The 20,352-nt window shown below is 46.8% G+C and carries 19 protein-coding genes; 9 read left to right on the forward strand and 10 right to left on the reverse strand.

Annotated features, from left to right (window positions below; translation table 11 throughout):
• Positions 1-281 precede the first annotated feature (281 nt).
• From ACSQ8O_RS01690 to ACSQ8O_RS01710, 5 genes are all read left to right on the forward strand, one after another.
• Positions 282-1,478 (forward strand): Alp7A family actin-like protein, encoded by a 1,197-nt coding sequence (locus ACSQ8O_RS01690; RefSeq protein WP_436240199.1) that lies wholly within the window; start codon positions 282-284, stop codon positions 1,476-1,478.
• Entirely contained in the window at positions 1,475-1,837 is a 363-nt protein-coding gene (locus ACSQ8O_RS01695) for a hypothetical protein (RefSeq protein ID WP_436240200.1), read from the forward strand. Before ACSQ8O_RS01690 ends, ACSQ8O_RS01695 begins: the two co-directional genes overlap by 4 nt.
• A 51-nt stretch (positions 1,838-1,888) precedes the next feature.
• A complete protein-coding gene (locus tag ACSQ8O_RS01700) occupies positions 1,889-2,347 on the forward strand; it encodes a hypothetical protein (protein WP_436240201.1) in 459 nt (152 codons plus the stop codon).
• A gap of 99 nt (positions 2,348-2,446) precedes the next feature.
• Positions 2,447-2,623 (forward strand): hypothetical protein, encoded by a 177-nt coding sequence (locus ACSQ8O_RS01705; RefSeq protein WP_436240202.1) that lies wholly within the window; start codon positions 2,447-2,449, stop codon positions 2,621-2,623.
• Between the two features lie 542 nt (positions 2,624-3,165).
• The gene (locus ACSQ8O_RS01710; protein WP_436240203.1) at positions 3,166-3,342 is read left to right on the forward strand and encodes a DUF2524 domain-containing protein; all 177 of its coding nucleotides are present in this window, start codon (positions 3,166-3,168) and stop codon (positions 3,340-3,342) included.
• 49 nt (positions 3,343-3,391) lie between these two features.
• Here ACSQ8O_RS01710 and ACSQ8O_RS01715 read toward each other — a convergent pair whose 3' ends face one another.
• From ACSQ8O_RS01715 to ACSQ8O_RS01760, 10 genes are all read right to left on the reverse strand, one after another.
• A complete protein-coding gene (locus ACSQ8O_RS01715; protein ID WP_436240204.1) occupies positions 3,392-4,861 on the reverse strand; it encodes a methyl-accepting chemotaxis protein in 1,470 nt (489 codons plus the stop codon).
• A gap of 77 nt (positions 4,862-4,938) precedes the next feature.
• Positions 4,939-5,952, reverse strand: a complete 1,014-nt coding sequence (locus ACSQ8O_RS01720; protein ID WP_436240205.1) for an extracellular solute-binding protein — start codon at positions 5,950-5,952, stop codon at positions 4,939-4,941.
• Between the two features lie 78 nt (positions 5,953-6,030).
• On the reverse strand, positions 6,031-7,107 hold the full coding sequence (locus ACSQ8O_RS01725) for an ABC transporter ATP-binding protein (RefSeq protein WP_436240206.1): 1,077 nt from the start codon (positions 7,105-7,107) through the stop codon (positions 6,031-6,033).
• A 36-nt stretch (positions 7,108-7,143) separates the two neighbouring features.
• On the reverse strand, positions 7,144-8,802 hold the full coding sequence (locus tag ACSQ8O_RS01730; protein ID WP_436240207.1) for an ABC transporter permease: 1,659 nt from the start codon (positions 8,800-8,802) through the stop codon (positions 7,144-7,146).
• Positions 8,803-8,893: 91 nt separating this feature from the next.
• On the reverse strand, positions 8,894-9,928 hold the full coding sequence (locus ACSQ8O_RS01735; protein WP_436240208.1) for an ABC transporter substrate-binding protein: 1,035 nt from the start codon (positions 9,926-9,928) through the stop codon (positions 8,894-8,896).
• A 24-nt stretch (positions 9,929-9,952) separates the two neighbouring features.
• Positions 9,953-10,738 (reverse strand): DUF3919 family protein, encoded by a 786-nt coding sequence (locus tag ACSQ8O_RS01740; RefSeq protein ID WP_436240209.1) that lies wholly within the window; start codon positions 10,736-10,738, stop codon positions 9,953-9,955.
• Between the two features lie 43 nt (positions 10,739-10,781).
• Entirely contained in the window at positions 10,782-12,221 is a 1,440-nt protein-coding gene (locus ACSQ8O_RS01745; RefSeq protein WP_436240210.1) for an ATP-binding protein, read from the reverse strand.
• A 3-nt stretch (positions 12,222-12,224) separates the two neighbouring features.
• A complete protein-coding gene (locus tag ACSQ8O_RS01750; RefSeq protein ID WP_436240211.1) occupies positions 12,225-12,899 on the reverse strand; it encodes a response regulator transcription factor in 675 nt (224 codons plus the stop codon).
• A gap of 291 nt (positions 12,900-13,190) precedes the next feature.
• The gene (locus ACSQ8O_RS01755; protein WP_436240212.1) at positions 13,191-14,459 is read right to left on the reverse strand and encodes a sensor histidine kinase; all 1,269 of its coding nucleotides are present in this window, start codon (positions 14,457-14,459) and stop codon (positions 13,191-13,193) included.
• A complete protein-coding gene (locus ACSQ8O_RS01760; RefSeq protein ID WP_436240213.1) occupies positions 14,459-15,139 on the reverse strand; it encodes a response regulator transcription factor in 681 nt (226 codons plus the stop codon). Before ACSQ8O_RS01760 ends, ACSQ8O_RS01755 begins: the two co-directional genes overlap by 1 nt.
• Before the next feature lie 220 nt (positions 15,140-15,359).
• Between ACSQ8O_RS01760 and ACSQ8O_RS01765 the strand changes: the two genes are divergently transcribed.
• From ACSQ8O_RS01765 to ACSQ8O_RS01780, 4 genes are all read left to right on the forward strand, one after another.
• On the forward strand, positions 15,360-16,097 hold the full coding sequence (locus ACSQ8O_RS01765; protein WP_056622508.1) for a polyphosphate polymerase domain-containing protein: 738 nt from the start codon (positions 15,360-15,362) through the stop codon (positions 16,095-16,097).
• Complete coding sequence (locus ACSQ8O_RS01770) at positions 16,094-16,774, forward strand: DUF4956 domain-containing protein (RefSeq protein ID WP_436240214.1); 681 nt, start codon at positions 16,094-16,096, stop codon at positions 16,772-16,774. Before ACSQ8O_RS01765 ends, ACSQ8O_RS01770 begins: the two co-directional genes overlap by 4 nt.
• A 31-nt stretch (positions 16,775-16,805) precedes the next feature.
• Positions 16,806-18,683 (forward strand): carbohydrate-binding domain-containing protein, encoded by a 1,878-nt coding sequence (locus ACSQ8O_RS01775; protein ID WP_436240215.1) that lies wholly within the window; start codon positions 16,806-16,808, stop codon positions 18,681-18,683.
• 1,291 nt (positions 18,684-19,974) lie between these two features.
• The gene (locus ACSQ8O_RS01780; protein WP_436240216.1) at positions 19,975-20,352 is read left to right on the forward strand and encodes a GntR family transcriptional regulator; all 378 of its coding nucleotides are present in this window, start codon (positions 19,975-19,977) and stop codon (positions 20,350-20,352) included.

A 20,352-nucleotide genomic window follows, 5' to 3' on the forward strand; every position in this document is an offset into this window, starting at 1 on the left:
ACTATTTTAGTGCGGCAACCTTTAGCGAATCTTAAATGTCAGCAGGTAGGCAAGCGAGTGACTGTTATCACACTTACATAAAGTTCAAAGTGTACGATTTAACCACTAAAGTTTAAACTTTAACATTTGAATTTTGAACTTCTAACGCCAAACTTTAAACGCCAAACTTCATTTCCTCCCCCAAAATCAAAATTGTTAAAAATTCCTAGTAACCGTCTTAAATCCCCTCTATTAACCGAATCTATTTATAGTATCTATTAAGGTTGGGAGAGGAAATAGACATGGCTAAACATGATATTCTTACCACAACTATTCACTTATCCATTGATAACGGCAGCAGTCATATTAAAGGCATATATGACGATTTGAACAACAGCTTTATTTTCCCGAATGTAGTCGCACAACCTTTTGGGGAGCGCTTTTTGCTGATGGAACAAGGAGATCCCTTGGATTTCTTAGATGTGCAAATTACATCGCCAGCGATTGATACAGAGCAATATCGTCATGTCTACGTTGGAAACTTGGCTATTGGTGACGAAGGAATTGTGCATGAAATTGTAGGAGATAAAGCGGTGCAAAAGAAGGCTCAGCGGCCTGAAACCATGGTTACACTTCTAACGGCTGCGGCATATGCCATTGTCACGAAGCATGAGGATGCGATTAAACGCGGTAAGAATCGCATTAAGGCTACGGTGCACTTAGGAACAGGTCTGCCCATCAGAGAAATTACGAAGTTTAGCGAAGAATTTGCACAGAAGATAACAGGCGGTGTTCATTCTATTACGTTTGTTACGACACCAATGTTTAAAGGCGTAACGGTAGAAATGGAGTTTACGCTGCCGTCGGATATCAGCATTGACGATGTGTCAGGTGTTTATGATATGGAGGCTACAACCAAGTCACAGCTATCACATAAAGGCTTCGGGATTGCGGATGTTGGCGGTGTCGATATGGATATTGCCTTCTTCAGACCGGGGCTTGATCTGGATCAACGGCATTCAACGGGAGCTAAAATCTACTTAAACGATGCGTTGGAAAGCATTCGTAATGAAATCAACGCCCAAGGAGAAGAGCTAATCTCAAGCACGGCAGAACTGACGATCATGCTAGTCAACAAGGAGTATGAAATTTACGCTGAGGGTAAAGTGGCTTTTGACATGACGAATCTCGTAAACCGTCACATGCGTATCCTAGCCGAAAAGGTGTTAAAATACGCCCGCAACTCGTGGAAACATGTTCGGTATGCCAATGAGTTTTGGTTTATCGGTGGTGGGGCCATCGTTCTGCAACCGTGGATCGAGAAATTAAATGCCGAATTAGGCTTGCCGATTCGATTTGATAAATCAGAGTACAGTCAATTCCGTAATGTGCGCGGTACTTTCTTTTTGCTGGAGCATGCCTTGAAACATACGAATAATGAAGCAGCGGCAAGCATGGAAACCCAGAAGGAAACTGAGGCTGGGAGCGGAGCGGATTGAAGAAACGGAGATCGACTGTTTTGGTGAGTCCGGGTAAAGATGTGACGCTGTACATCCCGACAGAAACACCGCCAGAGGTCATTGCATATATGAACCAATTGAAAGCTGAAGGTATGTTTAGTCATGGTATTATGGAGATTTTGACAAAGCATATCCTTCGTGAACAATCTCTAGCTACGTTGGTAGGCGAAGAGGATCCACATCATGATATTCAATCATTCGTAGAGGATGATATTATCTTTACCGCACCCATAGAACACCAGGAATCTGTAGATACCCCGGTTTCTAACAGACAGAAGAACTTCAGTTTAGAAGATATATTTCGGCAAGCTGGTCGCAATGCTGGCAAGCTTATGTAGGATTTAATGGGTGGGGTGAACTCCGATCATAATGAAAAGGAGGACATCGACATGTCTAACGGACAAGTAAGTGAGGGTACACGTAATTTTACACTGTCAGATGATATTTTCCGTCAACCAGGTCTAGATTTGTGTTCTCAAATGGTCTACATTATTCTGAAAAGCTTTGGCTCTGAATCCAATTTCCCTGTGATATCGGAGATTGCTATTCTTGGGAGAATGACGGATAAGCAGGCGATGAAGGCGCTGCAAGATCTCGTCGATCTTAAAATTCTTCCGCACAAACTGTTCCGCCGGATGGTTGGAGATTTTAAAGATGACCGACTCTCATGGGCGGCTAAGGGTTTACTTATCTTTTGCAAAGAGCACCCGCATATTCAATTGCATGACCTGCTGGAGTTAACGAGCCAATCGGGAGAGGACGAACACAGCATTCGAAATTCGTTAAAAGAGTTGAGTCAATACGGCTACTTGGATGAATACCCCGAATGGCTACAAATCGCGAACTGAGATGAGTGAGGATGGTTTGGAGCCAAATGAGACACACTAAAGCGTATGCCAAGGCCAACGTGTCTGGCAATCGAACCATCAACGCAAAGAGGTGATCATGTGAGCGGAAGAAATAATAAGCCGGATAATGACGGCCCAGCAGGGCAGCCAGGCAGGCTTGACCAGTATGGTGACAAGCTGGGATCAAGCAATGAGGCAGAGTTTGAAGCGGCAGCCAATCAAGCATGCGACGTTCCCTCGACAGAGGATTTGAGCGATGAAGGGAAGCACGAATAAGGGGTTTCGTTCAAGGTTACAAAGCAAGGCCATCCTACTTAGGATGGTCTGTTTGATGTCTATCATTTATGGTAATTGAAGAAGATTCTTCATGAGCAGAACAAAAGGAGATCCACACTTGATACCTCATATGGGTTAGATCCATATAAGGGATGGTGAGATTGGTTTGGACGATATCGCGACAATTACCAGTTCTGCTGAAATGCAAGTGGATGTGAATCAGGATGGTGTTTTTGACCGCGAGGATGTTAGCAGGTTATTGAGCTAGATTTCAAAGGTAGTCGAATAAGCGTTGCACTGCTAATTAGCCTACAAACGATTCAAATCGTTTGCAAGGCTTTTATTTTTTGGATCGTATCAAATTCAATCAATTGCTTATAATAAACTCGCACTGTCTCAAACCTACACCATAAGGAGTGTGAGCAACATGTCAGGTCACAAACAGCAAGGACAATCCAGAAAAAATACAACCACACGTACAGAGGACCAGAGCAGTAACAAGGGTGGAAAATAACGCTGATTGTACATGAGGAGGCTGCAATATGCTCGAAAATGTAGAAAGCAATTATGATTGCGCGAATGCAGGAGATGATTTGCACAATTTAATACAGGAACTTGAACAGTTCCAAGGCTCGGAAGAGCAGCGTAATCGGCTAAAAAATCAGATTCAATTTATACAGAATAAATGCTCCATCACGCATGAGCATAACCCTAAGTAAAGAAAAGTCCATGCCTCTACTTCAGAGGTGTGGACTTTTTTAAAGGACATTAACCCTTCGTCATCCGGTTGAGATCGGAAGTGAGCTTATCGAGCTGAAGGAAGCTCTCTAGGATGTCGCTAATGCGACTGTCTTGTGTCGTCATACTTGCGGACATTTCTTGGATAGATGCCATGTTTTCTTCGGTAATACCAGCAATCGTGACGATCTGGTCCGTAATTCGTGTGTATTGTTGGTGAAGATTCTCCGCTGATTGTTCCACGTGAGCGGACTGACTTTCTAGGTGACCCGCATCGGTCGCCAGTGCATGCATGACTTGTACGACTTTCTGCGCGGCATCACTGCCATTCGCTACGGATTGCTGCCCCTGTAAGACTTGCGCCGCGGCTTGCGTTGTTTTCGAGCGAATATCCTCGAGGATCTGCTCGATCTGCTCGGTAGATTGCTGCGAGGTTTCGGCCAATTTACGAATTTCGTGAGAAACAACGCCGAATCCTCTACCGTGCTCACCTGCACGTGCGGCTTCAATGGCGGCGTTCAGTGCAAGCAAATTCGTCTGCGTCGAAATATGCTTAATCGTCGCAACTATATCACTGATCCGCGAGTTCTGACTGTCTAGATCGTTCATCAACTGAACGGAAGAATCCATGGTCTCGTGGGCACTTTTCATTTGAATCTCTAAGGACTCTGCTTCTTCACTCCCCGCCTGGGTCAGTTGGGCAGAGCTTACGGAGAGATCTCTCATTTCCGTTGAGCGGTCTGCCAAGGATGTGACGGATTGCTCGATCTGTCGAATGGATTCGCTGATATCACCAATACTGGATGTTTGCGTTTCTGTGCTTGCGGTAATTTCCCCGAAGGCTAAGGTTACTTCTTTGGAAATAGTGCCCGTTGCAGTGGCATTCTGCTTCAGATTAGAGCTGAATTCGGTCAGTGAGACTAGCGAAGAGGACACCAGATTAACCAATTCGACGGATTTGTTTTTCTCAAAAACAGCCTGCTCGCGCTCGGAAAAAATAGTGGTTTGCAATTTCTCGCTGAATCTTGTAGATGCGAATAACGGCACGGCGATAAAAGCAAGATACATAAACATCGTAACAATGTTGTTTTCACCGAATATTTCTGTTTTGTAGGGGCTAAGGAAGAAGTAGATAGTTAAAATGGCTCCCATAAAACTGGAAAAAGCAATCGCTCGAGAACTGCTGTATAAGGTCATGATGGCTAGATTAACGTAGATAAGCAGGTAAGTTGTTAGGATAGGACCCGTAAGCATTAATAACCAGATCAGTAGTGTAACGATGGCGGATATGATATACATGATGTAGGATGTAAGCCAACGTTTGTAGGTAAGAACGGTAGCCACGCCGCTAGTCAATGTGCCGACTACGAGCAGGACGATAATCGAATCCATACCAGCGCCAGTCAGGAAATCGACGGCTATGCCAAGGACCAGCATCCCCCAAATAATATTCACAAGCAGTTTGTTGCGGCGGTGCAATGTCTCCATATAATTCATCATCCGTCCACCTTTTCTGTATAGTGTTACGTTAAGATGATAACATGAAACGACAAATTTTTACATAAATATCAAGCGTGCTAATCCGACGCTCCCCGCCATTGGTTTAGCAATTTTTCATGCAACTGAGCAGCTAGATCAAAGCGGTACGTAGCAAGGAGATTCTCCAGCTTCACTGGCGCAAGGAGCGGATTCACAGGGATATTAGGCGCTACCGGGAAGGAAAAAGCCGTGTTCATATAATCAGTTTGAACCTCTTTGGAGAGCATGAAATCAACAAGCTGTTTGGCCGCGGCAGTATTGTTGCCTCCCTTTAGGATAGAGACAGCTCCGATTTCCCAGCCTGCCTGTGGGGGAATAAACGAGCTTATGTTATAGCCCGAGTTTTTGAACCGTAGCTGGTCGCTTAGGAAGGAGACGGCTGCTGCCACTTCGCCTTCAGCTAAATGCTGTGCGCTCGTATTGCCGGCGAACGTCATGGAGGCGCTTTGCTTCTTCAGCGCTTGCATGAGATCAATCGCTGCGCTATCCCCGCGCTGCTGGGCAACCGATGCGAGCAACGTGTAGCCTGTCCCCGACGTCTCGGGGTCGGGAATCTCAATCTTGCCCTTGAGCTCAGGGCGCAGCAGATCCTCGTACCGCTGTGGCAGCGGAAGATTCGCCAGCTGAGGATCTTGCTGCCAGACGGTTTGGTTGACGCCAATGGCCAGTGCACCCATGTAAATACCGGTCCAATAACCGTCCGTATCTTTGTACTTGGAGGGGATGCTGCCAGCGGAGGCAGATGAATAACGAAGCGATTTGCCCTTATTTTTGAGCTGTTCGTGTAGATCAGCAGGGCCACCGAGCACGACATCAATACCCGTTTTACCCAGCGTCAGCAGGTGGTAGCTCGCTTCACCACTGGACATCCGGATGATATCATACGGTTGATCTGTTTTTTCCTTGAACGTCTCGAGCAGAATTTTTCCTGCATCCTCCTGGAAGATGACGTATACCTTAAGAGGCTGGTTACTTTTCTTCTCCCCGAAGACGAGATATCCAAGATACACCCCAATACCGACTATGAGCACGAGCAATCCTTTTTTCCACATGGCGAAACTCCCTCCTGAACAGCTAAAAAAGGAAACCAAAGTTTCCCTTTTCAACCTGCTGCTTTTTCTTATGTTAAACTAACTTATTTTAATCAAATGAATTTTATCATCGGCTGCACTAATCGTGACATTCCCCTGATATCTTGTCAAACCGATATCATACGCATCGACAATCCATTCTTTCATATCATCATCTAAAATGAAGTATCGTTCCTTCTCGCCGAGGAACATGGAAGATTTCACGAAGCCGCTCACTATAAATTCGCCGGCATTCGTTGCATTAATACGCATGGACTCAGGTCGAATACTGAGCAGCACTTTGTCACCTGCCGTCACAGCTTCATCAATCGTCACGCTTGCCGTATGTTTGCTCGTACCATACTCCACAGTGGCTTTGCCATTGGCAGAGTCACGTACAACGGCATCAACGAAATTCGTTGTCCCGATAAAGTCGGCGACGTAAGGCGTGCGAGGCTTGTAATAAATATCATGTGGCGTGCCGTACTGATCAATCGCGCCTTTGTTGAAGACAACGATGTGATCGGACATCGATAAGGCTTCCAGTTGGTCATGGGTGACATAAATGACGGTTAAACCAAGCTCTTGTTGGATGCTGCGCAGCTCCACACGTACTTCTTCACGCAGCTTCGCGTCCAAATTACTTAGCGGCTCGTCAAGCAGGATGATCGGCGAGTTCATGACGAGTGCTCGCGCCATAGCTACCCGCTGCTGTTGCCCCCCGGACATCTCATGCGGATACCGCTCCTCAAGTCCGGTCAGTTTCACTTTAGCCATCGCAGACTTCACGCGATCCTGTATTTCCGCCTCTGGGCGCTTTTGAATATCTAGCCCGTAAGCAACATTATCGAATACCGTCATGTGCGGGAATAGTGCGTATTCCTGGAATACCATCGGTGTTCCACGTTTATAAGGGGGCAAATCGTTGACGAGCTGGCCATCAATCTTGATTTCACCCTCATCAATGGTATAAAAGCCGGCAATCGAGCGCAATAGAGTCGTTTTCCCACATCCACTTGGACCGAGAAATGTAATGAACTTCCCGCGTTCAATCTGCAGATTGATCTGTTTGAGAACGTGGTTGCTGCCAAACACCTTACTTACATTTTTTAAATCTAACAATATGTGTGAACTCATGATTCTCACTCCTTAGGACGTCAGTGTTACGTATAGTTAGAAATCGAATATTTTGACCTTCGAACGGAAAATGAGCTTCATCACACCAAGTGTAGCCAGCGTTGTCCCCATCAAACCGACGGCAACAGCTGCTGCCCAGTAGTAAGTGCCGGTCTCTGCATAATTGAAGATGGATACAGCGGCGACGACCCACTTGGGCGTAATAAGAAAGACGATGGTGCTTAGCGTGTTCATATTTTTCATAAAGGCATAGACGAAGTTCGCAACGATGGTCTTTTGCAGCATAGGAAATACGATGGTTGTTAATGTGCGGCGGCTGTCTGCGCCAAGATTCGTTGCAGCCTCCTCAATCGATTTATCTACCTGCTTGAAGGAAGCGGTGAGCCCGCGATAGCCGACTGGCATCTGTTTAAGCAGCATGGCGACGATAATGAGAATGGCTGATCCTTGTAGCATAATCGGTCCATTGCTGAAAGCGACGATCAAGGCAAGACCAACGAACGTTCCAGGCAAAGCAATCGGCAACACGGCTGTGAAATCCAGCAATTTTTTGCCGGGGAATGGCTTGCGTACAACCACATAGGCCAATACAAGACCGAAGCCAACAGCCAGAATAGAACTGATGAGCGATAAGACTAAGCTGTTCATGACAGCAGGGCTGGAGGGGTTAAACACGATTTTGAACATATGATCCAGCGTAAAGGTGTTGTCGCGTCCGAAGTTTTTGGTAAAAGCGAACAGGATGGTGATCACGAACATAGACAAGATGAAGAGCGCCATAATGCTGTTGAATATGAAAAGGAAGACATCGGTCTTGCGGGAAGTCTTCACCCGGTTGAGTCCTGAAACAGGCTTTCCAGTGATGGTCGAGTAGGAACCTTTGGACAGCAGTTTGGCTTGAATCATGAATACCAACAGGGCAGGAATGACGAGAATAATACCCATGACGGATGCGAGCCCAGGCTCGTTATTAATGATTTCTCCATAGATTTCAACAGCTAAGAGAGAGTAATTGCCCCCAATCAGCTTGGGATTCCCGAAGTCGGCAAAACAGTTGATTGCGACGAGTAGAAAGGCGTTAATGACGCCGGGAAGTGCTAATTTAAACGTAATGGTGCGGAAAAGTTTGAAGCCGCGCGCACCTAGATTCTGTGCAGCAATTTCTAGATTGGGCGAAATGGAGCGAAGGACGCCTGTTATCGTCATGTAGGCCAGCGGGAAATACGAAATCGTCTGTACGATCCAGAGGCCAGGCAGTCCGTATAAGTCTAGTTCGACGTTAAACCATGCTTTCATGGTTTGTGATACCATACCTCCTCTGCCGAATAAAAGCAGGAAGGCTAGGCCGGTCATGACAGAAGGTGCGAGAATCGGAAGGAAGGCGATAAAGCGGAAAAACTTTTTCCCCGCGATGTTGCTGTAATGAATCGAGTACGCATAAATAAAGCCGCAGATGGTTGCGGTTAGTGCGGATAGGGAGGAGCTGACAACCGTATTGAGCAGAGCCTTAGCATACCGGCTTTTGCTGAAAAAAGTTGTCCAATCCGTTGCTCCTGGCAGCGCTATCACATAAATTAGCGGATAAATGACGAAGAGACAGAGAACAGCGAAACTGATGAGGACAAGGATCAGCGATGATGGATCTTTCATCAGTCTGCCGATCGATGAACCCATACCCTTTTTTTCTATGATCATAAGGGGTTCACGACCACCTTCCAAATTCATTGTGTAGGAGGGCATTGATCAGCTTAAGAAGCATTGCTTCAATGCCCTGTACAATAGGCTTTTATTTAAGATCTTTTAGCGCATCTTGCAGCTCTTTACGCTGTTCAGCAGCTTTCCACAAGCTGTAGGTTGTGTTATATTTCGTTGCTTTGATATCGATGCCGCCTTTAGGGATCGGTACAGTAGGTTTTACGGAACTTGCAAATGCAGACTCGGTGTAAAGAAGTCCAGGTTCATTGGTTAGCATATAGTCCATTAGTTTCTTAGCGCCCGCTGTGTTAGCGCCGCCTTTCACGACAGCCAATCCACCAACTTCATAGCCTGCGGCTTCAGGGACGATACTAACAATCGGGTTGCCTTGATTTTTCATCTTTAACTGGTCACCAAGGAACGTAATACCGATGGTGTATTCGCCTTTAGCTGCTTTCTGAATCGGCTCAATGCCGGATTTCGGTCTTTCTTTAAGATTGGGAAGAAGTTTGGCAACATACTTCAACATTTCATCTTTCCCCCATACTTGCGCAAGGGAAGCTACCGCTGTATAGGCTGTACCGGAAGTAGCAGGGTCGGACATGCCGATCTCGCCTTTAAATTTCGGATCTAGCAGCTCTTGGAAGGTCTGCGGGTAAGGGGCTGCAGCATATTTCTCTTTCCAACGCTGTTCGTTGATACCAATAGCGATAGGATTTAGATAGAATCCGGTCCAGAAGCCTTCTTTGTCCTTCATATTGTCAGGAATATCTTTGGCATTCGGCGAAATGTAGGCTTCAAGCGCACCGGCTTTTTTCAGTACCTCATGCGAATCAGCGGGACCGCCCATCAGGAAGTCGGCCTGAGGCTTGCCCATCTCATTTTGTACACGGGTCACGGCCTCACCACTTGGCAGACGAAGGACGTCATAGTCAATTCCCGTTTCCGCTTTGAATTTATCTAAAATCTTGCGGGCTTCTTCTTCTTGGAAGATAGAGTAAACCGTAATTTTACCTTTCGATGTCCCGCCGAAAACGCCGGATTTGTACAGGAAGAATCCTGCAACTAGTACGACAACAATGACCGATACGATCATAATGGAACTATTGCTTTTCTTTCTAGCCATTTCATCAACCATCCCCTCGATATGTTAGGAGGCATCACTTAACTTGAAATAGGCTTTATGGTTGGTTTCATCTAACAAATCGAACACAATGAAGTAAGCGTTATCATATCGGTCGAGATGCAGCCAATGCTTACCGTTCGCGGCTTCGTCGGTTAATTGTACGACATAATGGCTACTAGGCTGTTCAGCCATGAAGTCGAAATGACTGAAATCGATTAGCCTGACGGCAGTTCGCATTTGCGTCGTAAGTGCAGCCCGATCTGCCTCGGAAAGCGTTGTAAGAAGGCCATCTTGCAAACGAAATACTTGATGGTTCCTGTTTGCAATAACGCCACTAACTGTATCCGCAGTGAGCGTCTTGTCGATGAGCATATTCTGCAGTTTCCGAATTTCAGCGCTAATTTCCAGTGAATTGACCGAGTCTGTTCCGAAGCGAAAGCCGCTGGTACCAATTTGGAATGGGATATCCTCTTGATCCAGATAGGCAATGGAGCCCGTTAACAGCAAACGTGAAGCGTTTGCACGCGTTTGCGGCTTTCCCCCGTTTAATATGCGGGTAAACGACGCTTTCCACGAAATAAGCTCTTTCGGATCATCAATGGAAATCGTGCCAACGCCAGGATACGTCACGTTCATACGCATAGGAACACCGTCGAACATATCACGGCTGTTTGCTTCCTTAGGGGCGATACGCACTTCATCGACGCCGATACGAAACACATAGGCAAAAATGCCGATCAACGTACACCCAATAACGATTTGTAGTAAGATGAGACGCAACCATGAAAGCCCTTTCTTCTCCTCTTGCATGTAGATTACTCTCCTTTTATCTCAGAAAAATCATGGATTTGTATCAATTTTGTAACAAGCCTTGCGTGAGGGTTGGTTCGTTTTGGAACATCAAAATGACTTCAGTACCAATTTTCTCACGGCTATGTACGGTGATACTACCGCCTTGCAGCTCCATTAATTGCTTGCAGAGCAGTAAACCAAGCCCATGGGAATGCGTCGAAATGGGACGCTTCTGATTGTGCTCAGAAGAAGCTAGGAACAGCGCCGCTGTATCTTGCTCGCTTAAGCCTTTACCGTTATCCGAGATACGGACATGGCAATGATATTCCAGCTGCTCTAATCGAATATGGAGATGTGTGCATTCACTGTGTTTAATCGCATTTTCAATGACATTAAACAAGACCTGCTGCGTGCGCTTGGGATCCACATAGACTTCGCAAGGCTCGACCTGCAGCGTTGTCGAAATGGATGATTTATGCAACGTAGGTTCAAGAATTCGCAGACTATCCGTTAGAATTGCCGCTAGATCTGCGCGCTCAAGCTGTACGCGCCAAGCTTCATCGCCTTTGAGCGATGTTTGTAGCAGCTCTTCAACCATTTGTAACAGACGTGTGCTTTCCTTGCGGATGTAGACATTGCATGTTCGAATATCTTCGACACGCTCCATTTTGTCAATCAGATCAGAAAAGCCAATGATAGAGGTTAGCGGTGTTTTGAGCTCATGCGTCACGTTATCATAAAATTTCTTCTGTTTGCTTTGTTCATACTGAAGGAGCCCGATATGCTCTTGGAGCGCTTCTGACATTTGATTAAAGTCATCGGCCAGTTCCCGCACTTCATCTTGACTGGTGACAACAATCTTTCGGCTGAAATCACCCACGGTTACTTGCTTTAGCGCCTGTTGGAGGGCGTGCAGGGGTCTCATGATAAAGAAGGAGAAGGAGTAGCTTGCAAGCAACGCGATCAGTAAGCAGCCGAGCGCAACGCCAATAAACCAAGAGCGCATCTCAGATAGCGTTTCTTCGTGCTTATTCAGATCTAGCAGGTAGCGGAATCCGCCTACAATTTTCCCCTCATAGGTGAAAGGGGAGGCATAAATAAGAATTTTGTTATTCTCACCTTCGGTAATGACAGTTGCCGATTGTCCAGCTAATGCAGCGTCAATATCGCTTCGTTTCATCAAGTCTTCTTTGTTGCCGCTATCGCCGATAATGGTACCCTCCGGATCAAATAGCTGTACTTGAAAGTTGCTGTTAGCTGCAAGGTGGGAGGCAATCAGCGGAGCATAGGTCCCAGAAAAGAGCTGTTCAATGCTAATTTTCTTATCGTTAACAATTTTTAAAGCTTCAATGCGGTGCAGACCATAATACTGGGCTAAGGTTTGGGTATCCCGCTCGATCATGCTTTTACTCAGTGTATAATTCACAACAACATACATCGAGGCAAGCAGCATAATGATCGTTATAGAGTGCTGGATGAACAGTTTGTTGCGAAGCTTCATGGCTTAAACCTCCAGTTTATAGCCCGTACCATGAACTGTGGCGAGTACGTGATCGTAGGGTTTAATTTTTTCCCGCAGCCGATTTACCATCATATCAACAGACCGCGTCTGTCCGTAATATTCAAATCCCCAGACTTGGTCCAAAATGTGCTCTCGGGTAAAAACTTTCTTAGGATTTTTGCACAACAGCCAGAGGAAATCGAACTCTTTGCTTGTCGTTTTAATAGGTTTGCCTGCCAGCTTGAAGGATCGCTCATTTCTATCAATTTCGATCATGCCAACTTGAAGGACGTCAGCAGCTTGTGTGGTTGTATCCGATGTTACACGGCGCATGACAGCGCGAATCCGCATAATAAGTTCTCGTGTCTCAAAGGGTTTGGTTAAATAATCGTCGGCTCCGAGTTGGAAGCCTAGTATTTTATCATTCATTTCATTTTTGGCCGTGAGTACAATCACCGGTATTTCCTTATGAATTTGCTGGAGTGTCTTCAGGAGCTCAAAGCCTGACTGATCAGGCAACATCAGATCCAGCAAGATGAAATCGATAGGCTCTGAGGCGAGTACCTCAAGACTAGCAGCGACAGTGCCAGCAACAACAGGATGAAACCCCTCTACTTCCAGACTTAATTTAAGCAGCATTTGAATGCTGGAATCGTCTTCGATAATTAAAATATTCATAGGAAAAGCTCCTTCCTTTCCGGTCGCATTTTGCTTACCTCATTCACTACTAATGAGCATGTTCCTTGTGTATCCATTCTACACAAGGATTACAACATGTAAATACGTGAATGAAATGTGGCTCTCCGAAAAGGGTAAGCCCGCCGGGGCTGCGGCGGGGTTGAGGGAGGGATAGCGCCCCCGGAATTGCCGAACTACTCTCACAGAGTGTGCTATGAATTCTAACGCGGCTTCTGGTAAAACGAAAAAGAGCTAAACGCTTGATAAGCCGCTTAGCTCCCAAATAATAATCTATGAAGGAAGCTGCACATAGAACGACGTTGTCTCTTGCAGCACACTTTTGGCATGAATTTTCCCCTTATGCTGCTCCACAATGGATTTGGCAATGGCTAATCCAAGCCCGTAGCCGCCGTGCTTGCGTGAACGCGATGGATCCGCACGGTAGAAGCGGTCGAAGATCCTCTCCACATGCTCAGGTGAGATACCTTCACCCGTATTGGTCACGGTGAGAAGCGTATCGCTATGATGCTTCTTGAAGGTGAGCGAAATGGCTCCCTTCGGCGGCGTATATTTGATCGCATTGTCCATAAGAATCATGACAACTTGCTTGATTTGCTCGCTGTTGCCGTGCAGGGTTAAGTCGGGCTGAATCTCGTAATCCAGCGTAATATCTTTCTCGAACACGACGGCTTCCATCGTGAGAAGAACACTTTCCACAGATTCACTCACGTTAAATTCGCTGTACAAGATTCCCGCTCTAGTATCGTCCATTTCCGTGAGATAGAGGAGATCGTTGGTGAGCGTCTTCATGCGTTCCGTCTCCGATTTGATGCGATGCAGCCATTTCGATTGGCTATCGATGGTATCCTCGCTATTCGCTAAGAGTACATCCGCATTGGTATTGATGACGGCTAGCGGTGTTTTCAACTCGTGAGATGCATCCGCGATGAATTGTTTCTGTTTCTGGAAGGCTTCTCGGACTGGCGCGATGGAACGATTCGCGAAATAGCGGCTCGTAAAGAAGATGACGATCAGCATCACCAAGCCGACGAGTGTAAAGGTATAGACAAGATTCGTCAGGATGGTCTTCTGAGCCGTAACGTCGAGATAAACGACGCTATACCCGGTGTCATTCTTTTGCACCATATACGCCCATTGGTTGCCACCCAGCGTGAACTGGCCGATATCCGACCTGTTGGCGGAGGCTTCCTTAATGGCCGTTTCGTAGAACGCAGTGTCCATGTCAAAACGGGAGTTCGTTGCTGTGATGTTCCACTGGGCATCTGCTTGCAGCATGAAGGAAACCGATCGCTCGGGTGGTGAATCATTGTAACCCTGAGGTTCTTGCGGGTGATGCCCGCCATTAGGTCCACCCTTCGGACTCCCCTTTTTCCCATCAGGCTTGAGATTGAATTCCGCAACGCGATGCAGTTCCATATCGATGTCGGCCTTTACATTCCCATATGTGATGAAATAAATCGTAGCGAAAGACAAGAGCATGATACAGGATATGATGACTAGATTCACGATGAGAAATCGGTTGCGCAGCTTGTTAAACATCAGGAGGTCACCTCCTCCAGCACATATCCGACGCCTCTAAGGGTCGAGATACGGACTGCCGCGTGTAAGAAAGTCAATTTTTTGCGTAAAAAAGAGATATACACTTCCACGTTGTTATGCTCCACCTCGGAATCGAAGCCCCACAGCTTCTCGATGATCTGTTCCTTCGATGTGACAGCCTGCTTTCTCGCCATTAACAGCTCCAGGAGCTCGCTTTCTTTTAGAATCAGCTTGAGTTCCTTCCCCTTGCATGTCAATTTGAGATTCCCTGTATGCAATTCGATGTCCCCAAACTTCAAGGCATCCTCTGGCACAACCTCGCCCTTGCGTCTTAACGCCGCGCGTATCCGAGCCAACAGTTCTTCTGTTGAGAACGGTTTGGACACGTAATCGTCAGCACCGTAATCCAATCCTGCGATTTTATCTGAAATTTCTCCCTTTGCCGTAAGCAGAATTACAGGTGTTGAAATCCCCTTGGTGCGCAGTGTCTTGAGAATCGTGATTCCGTCCATTTCAGGCAGCATGATGTCGAGCAACAGAAGATCATATATACCACTTAACGAATTATCCAGCCCGGACTGTCCATCGTGAACAACGTCAACGGAGTAATGGTGTTTTTTTAAAATTTGAGTTAACGCTTCAGCTAAATGTACTTCATCTTCCACGATTAGAATTCTCATGGTCGTTTCCCCCTTGTGCCTCAAGATGCTTCGAATGGCATGGCTTCATTATAGGCCTGTGAACCTTTAACCAACCTTAATAGTAGCACCACAAGTGCGGATTTACGAAAAAAACATAATTCATTTCGCATTTAAGTTTCACTAAAGGTTCGAGGGCTAAGATACAGTCATGGAAGCGGCGAGCAACACGCAAGGTGAAACAAGAAGGAGGCGCATCACAATGGCGATTGAAGTATTTAATCGGTATGAAAATAAGTATCTGATGGATACGAAAGCCTTTTACACGATCTATAATCGACTGCTCGAATATATGGAAATGGACGCCTACAACAAGAATGAACAATTCTATTCGATCAGTAACATCTACTTCGATACCGAGCATGATTCATTAATTCGAAATTCGCTGGCGAAGCCGAAATACCGAGAGAAGCTGCGAATAAGAGCTTACGGGGTTCCAAACGCAGATGCGAAGGTGTATCTAGAGCTGAAGAAGAAGGTGTTCGGCCTGGTGAATAAAAGAAGAACAGCTCTGAAGCTGAACGAGTCATATGACTTTGTACGAACCAAGGTAGAGCCTGAATTCAAGGATTATATGAACAAGCAAGTTATTCAGGAAATTAAGTATTTCCTACAGCGTTATGATTTGGAGCCGAAGGTATATCTGGCGTATGACCGGATTGCGATGTTTTGTAAAAATAACCGAGATTTGCGGATCACCTTTGACACGAATATCCGTTCCAGACGGTATGATCTCAAGCTCGAAAGTGGCGATCATGGTGAGCAGCTGATGGGCCGCGGGCAATGGCTTATGGAAGTGAAGGCGGAGAAAACGATCCCGCTCTGGTTGTCGAAGATGCTTTCGGAGCATGACATGTTTCGAACGAGCTTCTCGAAGTACGGTAACGAATATAAGAAAATGCGAAATGAACAGCTAACGGGGGAGAGGATTCAATTATGATCGATTCAATTTTTGCACAAGTCACAGCAGGCACAGAATTAACACTAATGAATGCTTTATTAACCATACTTATTGCAATTGTACTAGGTGCTATGATCAGCTTCACTTATATGAAAACACAAACGAACTACACACAAAGCTTCACGTTAACCATGATTGTTCTGCCAGTAATTGTAGCCATTATTATTTTATTAATCGGCAGTAACATCGCTAGAGCGTTCAGCCTTGCAGGGGCCTTCTCCATCATTCGATTCCGAAGCGCTCCTGGAGATCCAAAGGACATTTCCTTCGTTTTGTTCACAATGGCAGCAGGACTTGCCTGCGGTGTTGGTTCGTTTGGTTACGCGGTACTTTTCACGCTTGTACTGTGTGTCTTGATGTTTGTCCTGAAAGTCACCAATTTTGGTGCGAAGAAGGCTGCACAGAAGCTATTGAAAGTGACGATCCCCGAGAGTCTGGGGTATGAAGAAGCGTTTGCTGAAGTGTTCAAGATGTTCGACATTGCCTATGAGTTGAAAAAAGTGCGTACAACCGAGTTAGGCAGCTTATATGAGTTAATTTACGTCGTGACGATTGATCATTTGACGAGTCAAAAAGAGTTCCTAGACGCTATCAGATGTCGTAACGGGAACTTAGATATCACCTTAACGATGAGCCCTACAGCGGCTGAATTTTAAAAATAACGTAATGCGAAAGGAAGAGATCCCTATGAAAAAACCTTTAAAAATGAAAGGCGCAGGTGTCCTACTATTATGCGCTGTTGTGTTAGCAGCATGCAATGAAACGACGGATATCGCTTCGACTACTACGGAGGCTACACCAGCTGTAACAACGACGGGAACGACGGCTTCAACTGCAAAAGCTACGACCACAGATATCATCCAGAAGGTGGAGTATGCGGCGGAAGATGCTTATACAGACTGGGCTTCTGCCAATCCAACGAAGATCTCGTTGACGGGTACTAGTGCAACCATCGAGGGTGAGGGCGCAGCGGCGAAGGACGGTAAGATTGTGATCACGAAGGCTGGTACGTATATCTTGAGCGGAAAATTGACAGGTGGTCAAATAACGGTGAATGTGAAGGATAAAGGCGTAGTTCGTTTAGTTTTGAACGGCGTGGAGATTTCGAACAGCACGTCTTCCGCGATCTTCGTCGAAGAAGCGGGCAAGACGATTATCTCTTTACAAGAAGGAACAGAGAACATCGTTTCTGATGGGACCAAGTATGTGTACCCGGACGCTACGACAGATGAGCCTAATTCGGCGATCTTCAGCAAAGACGATCTGACGATTAATGGAACAGGGAAGCTTGTCGTGAAAGGGAACTACAACAACGGGATTACCAGTAAGGATAAGCTGAAAATTACGGGAGGCACACTGGATATTAAAGCTGTTGATGATGGTGTGATGGGGCGTGACTTAGTCGCTGTCCAAGCAGGTACATTGACCATCGATGCAGGTGGACATGGCATCAAAACCTCGAACGATAAAGAGGGTGAGGAAGGTTATATCAGCCTTGCTAGTGGAACCTTCACAATCAAATCTGGCGAGGATGCGTTGCACAGCAGCGGCGGCCTTGATGTGAGCGGTGGAGATCTTCACCTTAATGCTGGCGACGATGGTATTCACGCCGAGGTATCACTTGCTATCGCAGGTGGTACGATCGATATCACGCAAAGCAATGAAGGGATCGAGGCGCCTGCGGTTCTGATCTCGGGCGGTAAAACCAATGTCGTCTCTGCGGACGACGGTGTGAACATCTCCAACAGCGCTGAGTCTGCTGAAGGTGGCGCTGCTGCTCCGGGAGCGGCGACTGGCGGAGCAGGAGCAGGAGCAGGAGCAGGAGCTGGTGCCGGTGCCGGTGCTGGCACTAGCCAGGCTGGGGCAGCTCCTGCAGGTGGTCCTGGCGGTGCACCAGGAGGCGCACCAGGCGCATCCGGCGCGAATTCGAGCAATATGCTGACGATTACCGGCGGCCTCTTATCCGTCGACTCGAAAGGCGACGGGTTGGACTCGAACGGCTCCATCACGATGAGCGGCGGTACGGTGGTGGTCAACGGGCCGATCGAGAATAACAACGGCTCACTCGACTATGACGGCACGTTCGTCATGACAGGCGGCTTCCTTGTTGCCGCGGGAAGCTCCGGCATGGTGCAAGCCACGTCCGACAAGTCGACGCAAGCCGGCGTCCTGATGACGTACACCAAGACCCAGCAAGCGGGTGCGCTGGTTCATCTCGAAGATAGCGCAGGCAACACCATTATTACCTTTGCACCAGCGAAGAACTACCAGTCGGTGTTCGTCAGCTCACCGAACCTGAAGCAGGACGCTTCGTACACGCTTAGCTCGGGTGGATCTTCGACAGGCACCGCTACGAAAGGCTTGTTCGAAGGTGGCACGTACCAAGGTGGGACGAAAGTTGTCGACTTCAAGACGGCGACATTGATCACGTGGTTGTCCGAAACAGGCGTAACGGAAGCTAGAAGCGGGATGATGGGTGGTCCTGGAGGTGGCAGACAAGGCGGAGGTGGAGGCGGCATGCCACCACAAGGTGGTGGACAGCGTCCGCAACGAGCCGTACAGTAAATCGAGCGAAATCATCATGTTATGAGACTGTCCTCACGTAGATCATTTACGTGAGGACAGTTTTTTTGTCAGTTTAATTGTTTCGCAGCAAGCTCATATATTTTCTTAGAAATGAACTCATTCTAAGAAGATTGAGCAGCGTCCATTTTGCATGTTTGGGCTCTTCTTGAGGTAACCTCTGCGCAGACTCCCCAATATGAGCAGTGAGAAGTAGTTAGGATAAAGAGAAGAATGTGGGAAAGTGGATTAATGTGAAGCAGTAGGGGAGTTTGGAGTAAGGTGAAGTAGTAGAAGAGTTTGTAGTAATGTGAAGTAGTATGTGGAGCAATGAGTAGCAAGGAAGTGGGGGCGACAAATGTAGTGCCCGATGGAGTAAGGTTGTTGATTTTTTGATTTTCAAGTCTTAAAAGCCTTCAAGTATCAAGTCCTCAAGCCTTCAAGTCCCCCTCTCCCTGTCAAAAATGCAAAAGAGCACTTTTCGAACGGGCTTCTCCTCCGTTATATGAAATTGATGCAAAAAGGCATCAATTTTGAGTGATTTCAGGAGATTATCATAAAATACGTTAAAAAGGTTGCCTATTTGCACGCATTTACTAATTTGCGCCATAAATCAGAAGAAAAGGTTGTATTTTTGCATTTTTGAGAGGGAGAGGAGGTGGCGAGGGTGATCAATCCAACACTCCACTCAGCCTCTCCGCCCCGCCTACCAGCAGTCTGCCGGTGCAAGCTGGCCCACAAGGCCGCATTGCTACGACTATCCTGACGTTACCCGTGTTGTCTCCACGCCAACAAACAACCCTCTCGCCACCACGTCCACAGTATCGCGCGCACGCCAGCAGCAGCTCGTCCGGAATGCCACCCGCTGACCTCACGTCACACCGCCACCGTTCGAGTTTCCGTTCAATTGAAGTTTCAACCAGATGAAAGGGAACCTAGATGCGCTAATACGCCAAAATCGGCTATTCTTTGCGTCGAGAGGAACGAGAGTGCGCTAAGTGTGCGATTTTTGGTGTTTTTCGTATTTTTTGAATAAATAGGACACGCACGTTCCCTTGGATGGCACTTTTCGTGTATTTCGAATAAATAGGACACTCACGTTCCCTTTGATGTCTTTTTCCCCATATTTCACGGTCAGTAGCGTCCTCTTGTTCCCCTCCCCCAAGGTCGGCATCCCCGCCAACCCTTTCTCCCTGTTCCAAAAAAGCCATTGACAATTCGTGGGTATGCAAATATTCTTATAGTGCACTAGTTCAATAGTGCACTGGTTTGCGGTGTAGAGGAGGGTAGGACGGTGCAACTTAATTTTAATAGCCCGAAACCGATTTATTTGCAGATGGTCGATGAGGTTAAGAAAGCATTGGCTAGGGGCGAGTTATCGCCAGGTGATAAAATTCCGTCCCATAAGGAACGGGCACAAATATCACAAGTGAATCCCAACACGGTGATGAGAGCTTACCAAGAGATGGAGCGGGTGGGTTTGACGGAAACGTTACGAGGACAAGGTACTTTTATCAAGAATGATCCGGCGATGCTCCTATCGATTCGTTCCGAAATGGCGCAGGCTGCCGTCCATCAATTTATTGAAGAAATGCGCGGTTTGGGCATTAAGTCGGACGAAATGGCGGATATGCTCCGCGATACTTTACATATGGAACGTAAGGAGGGATAG

Source organism: Paenibacillus sp. LjRoot56 (genome assembly GCF_964253335.1).
GTDB lineage: Bacteria > Bacillota > Bacilli > Paenibacillales > NBRC-103111 > Paenibacillus_E > Paenibacillus_E allorhizoplanae.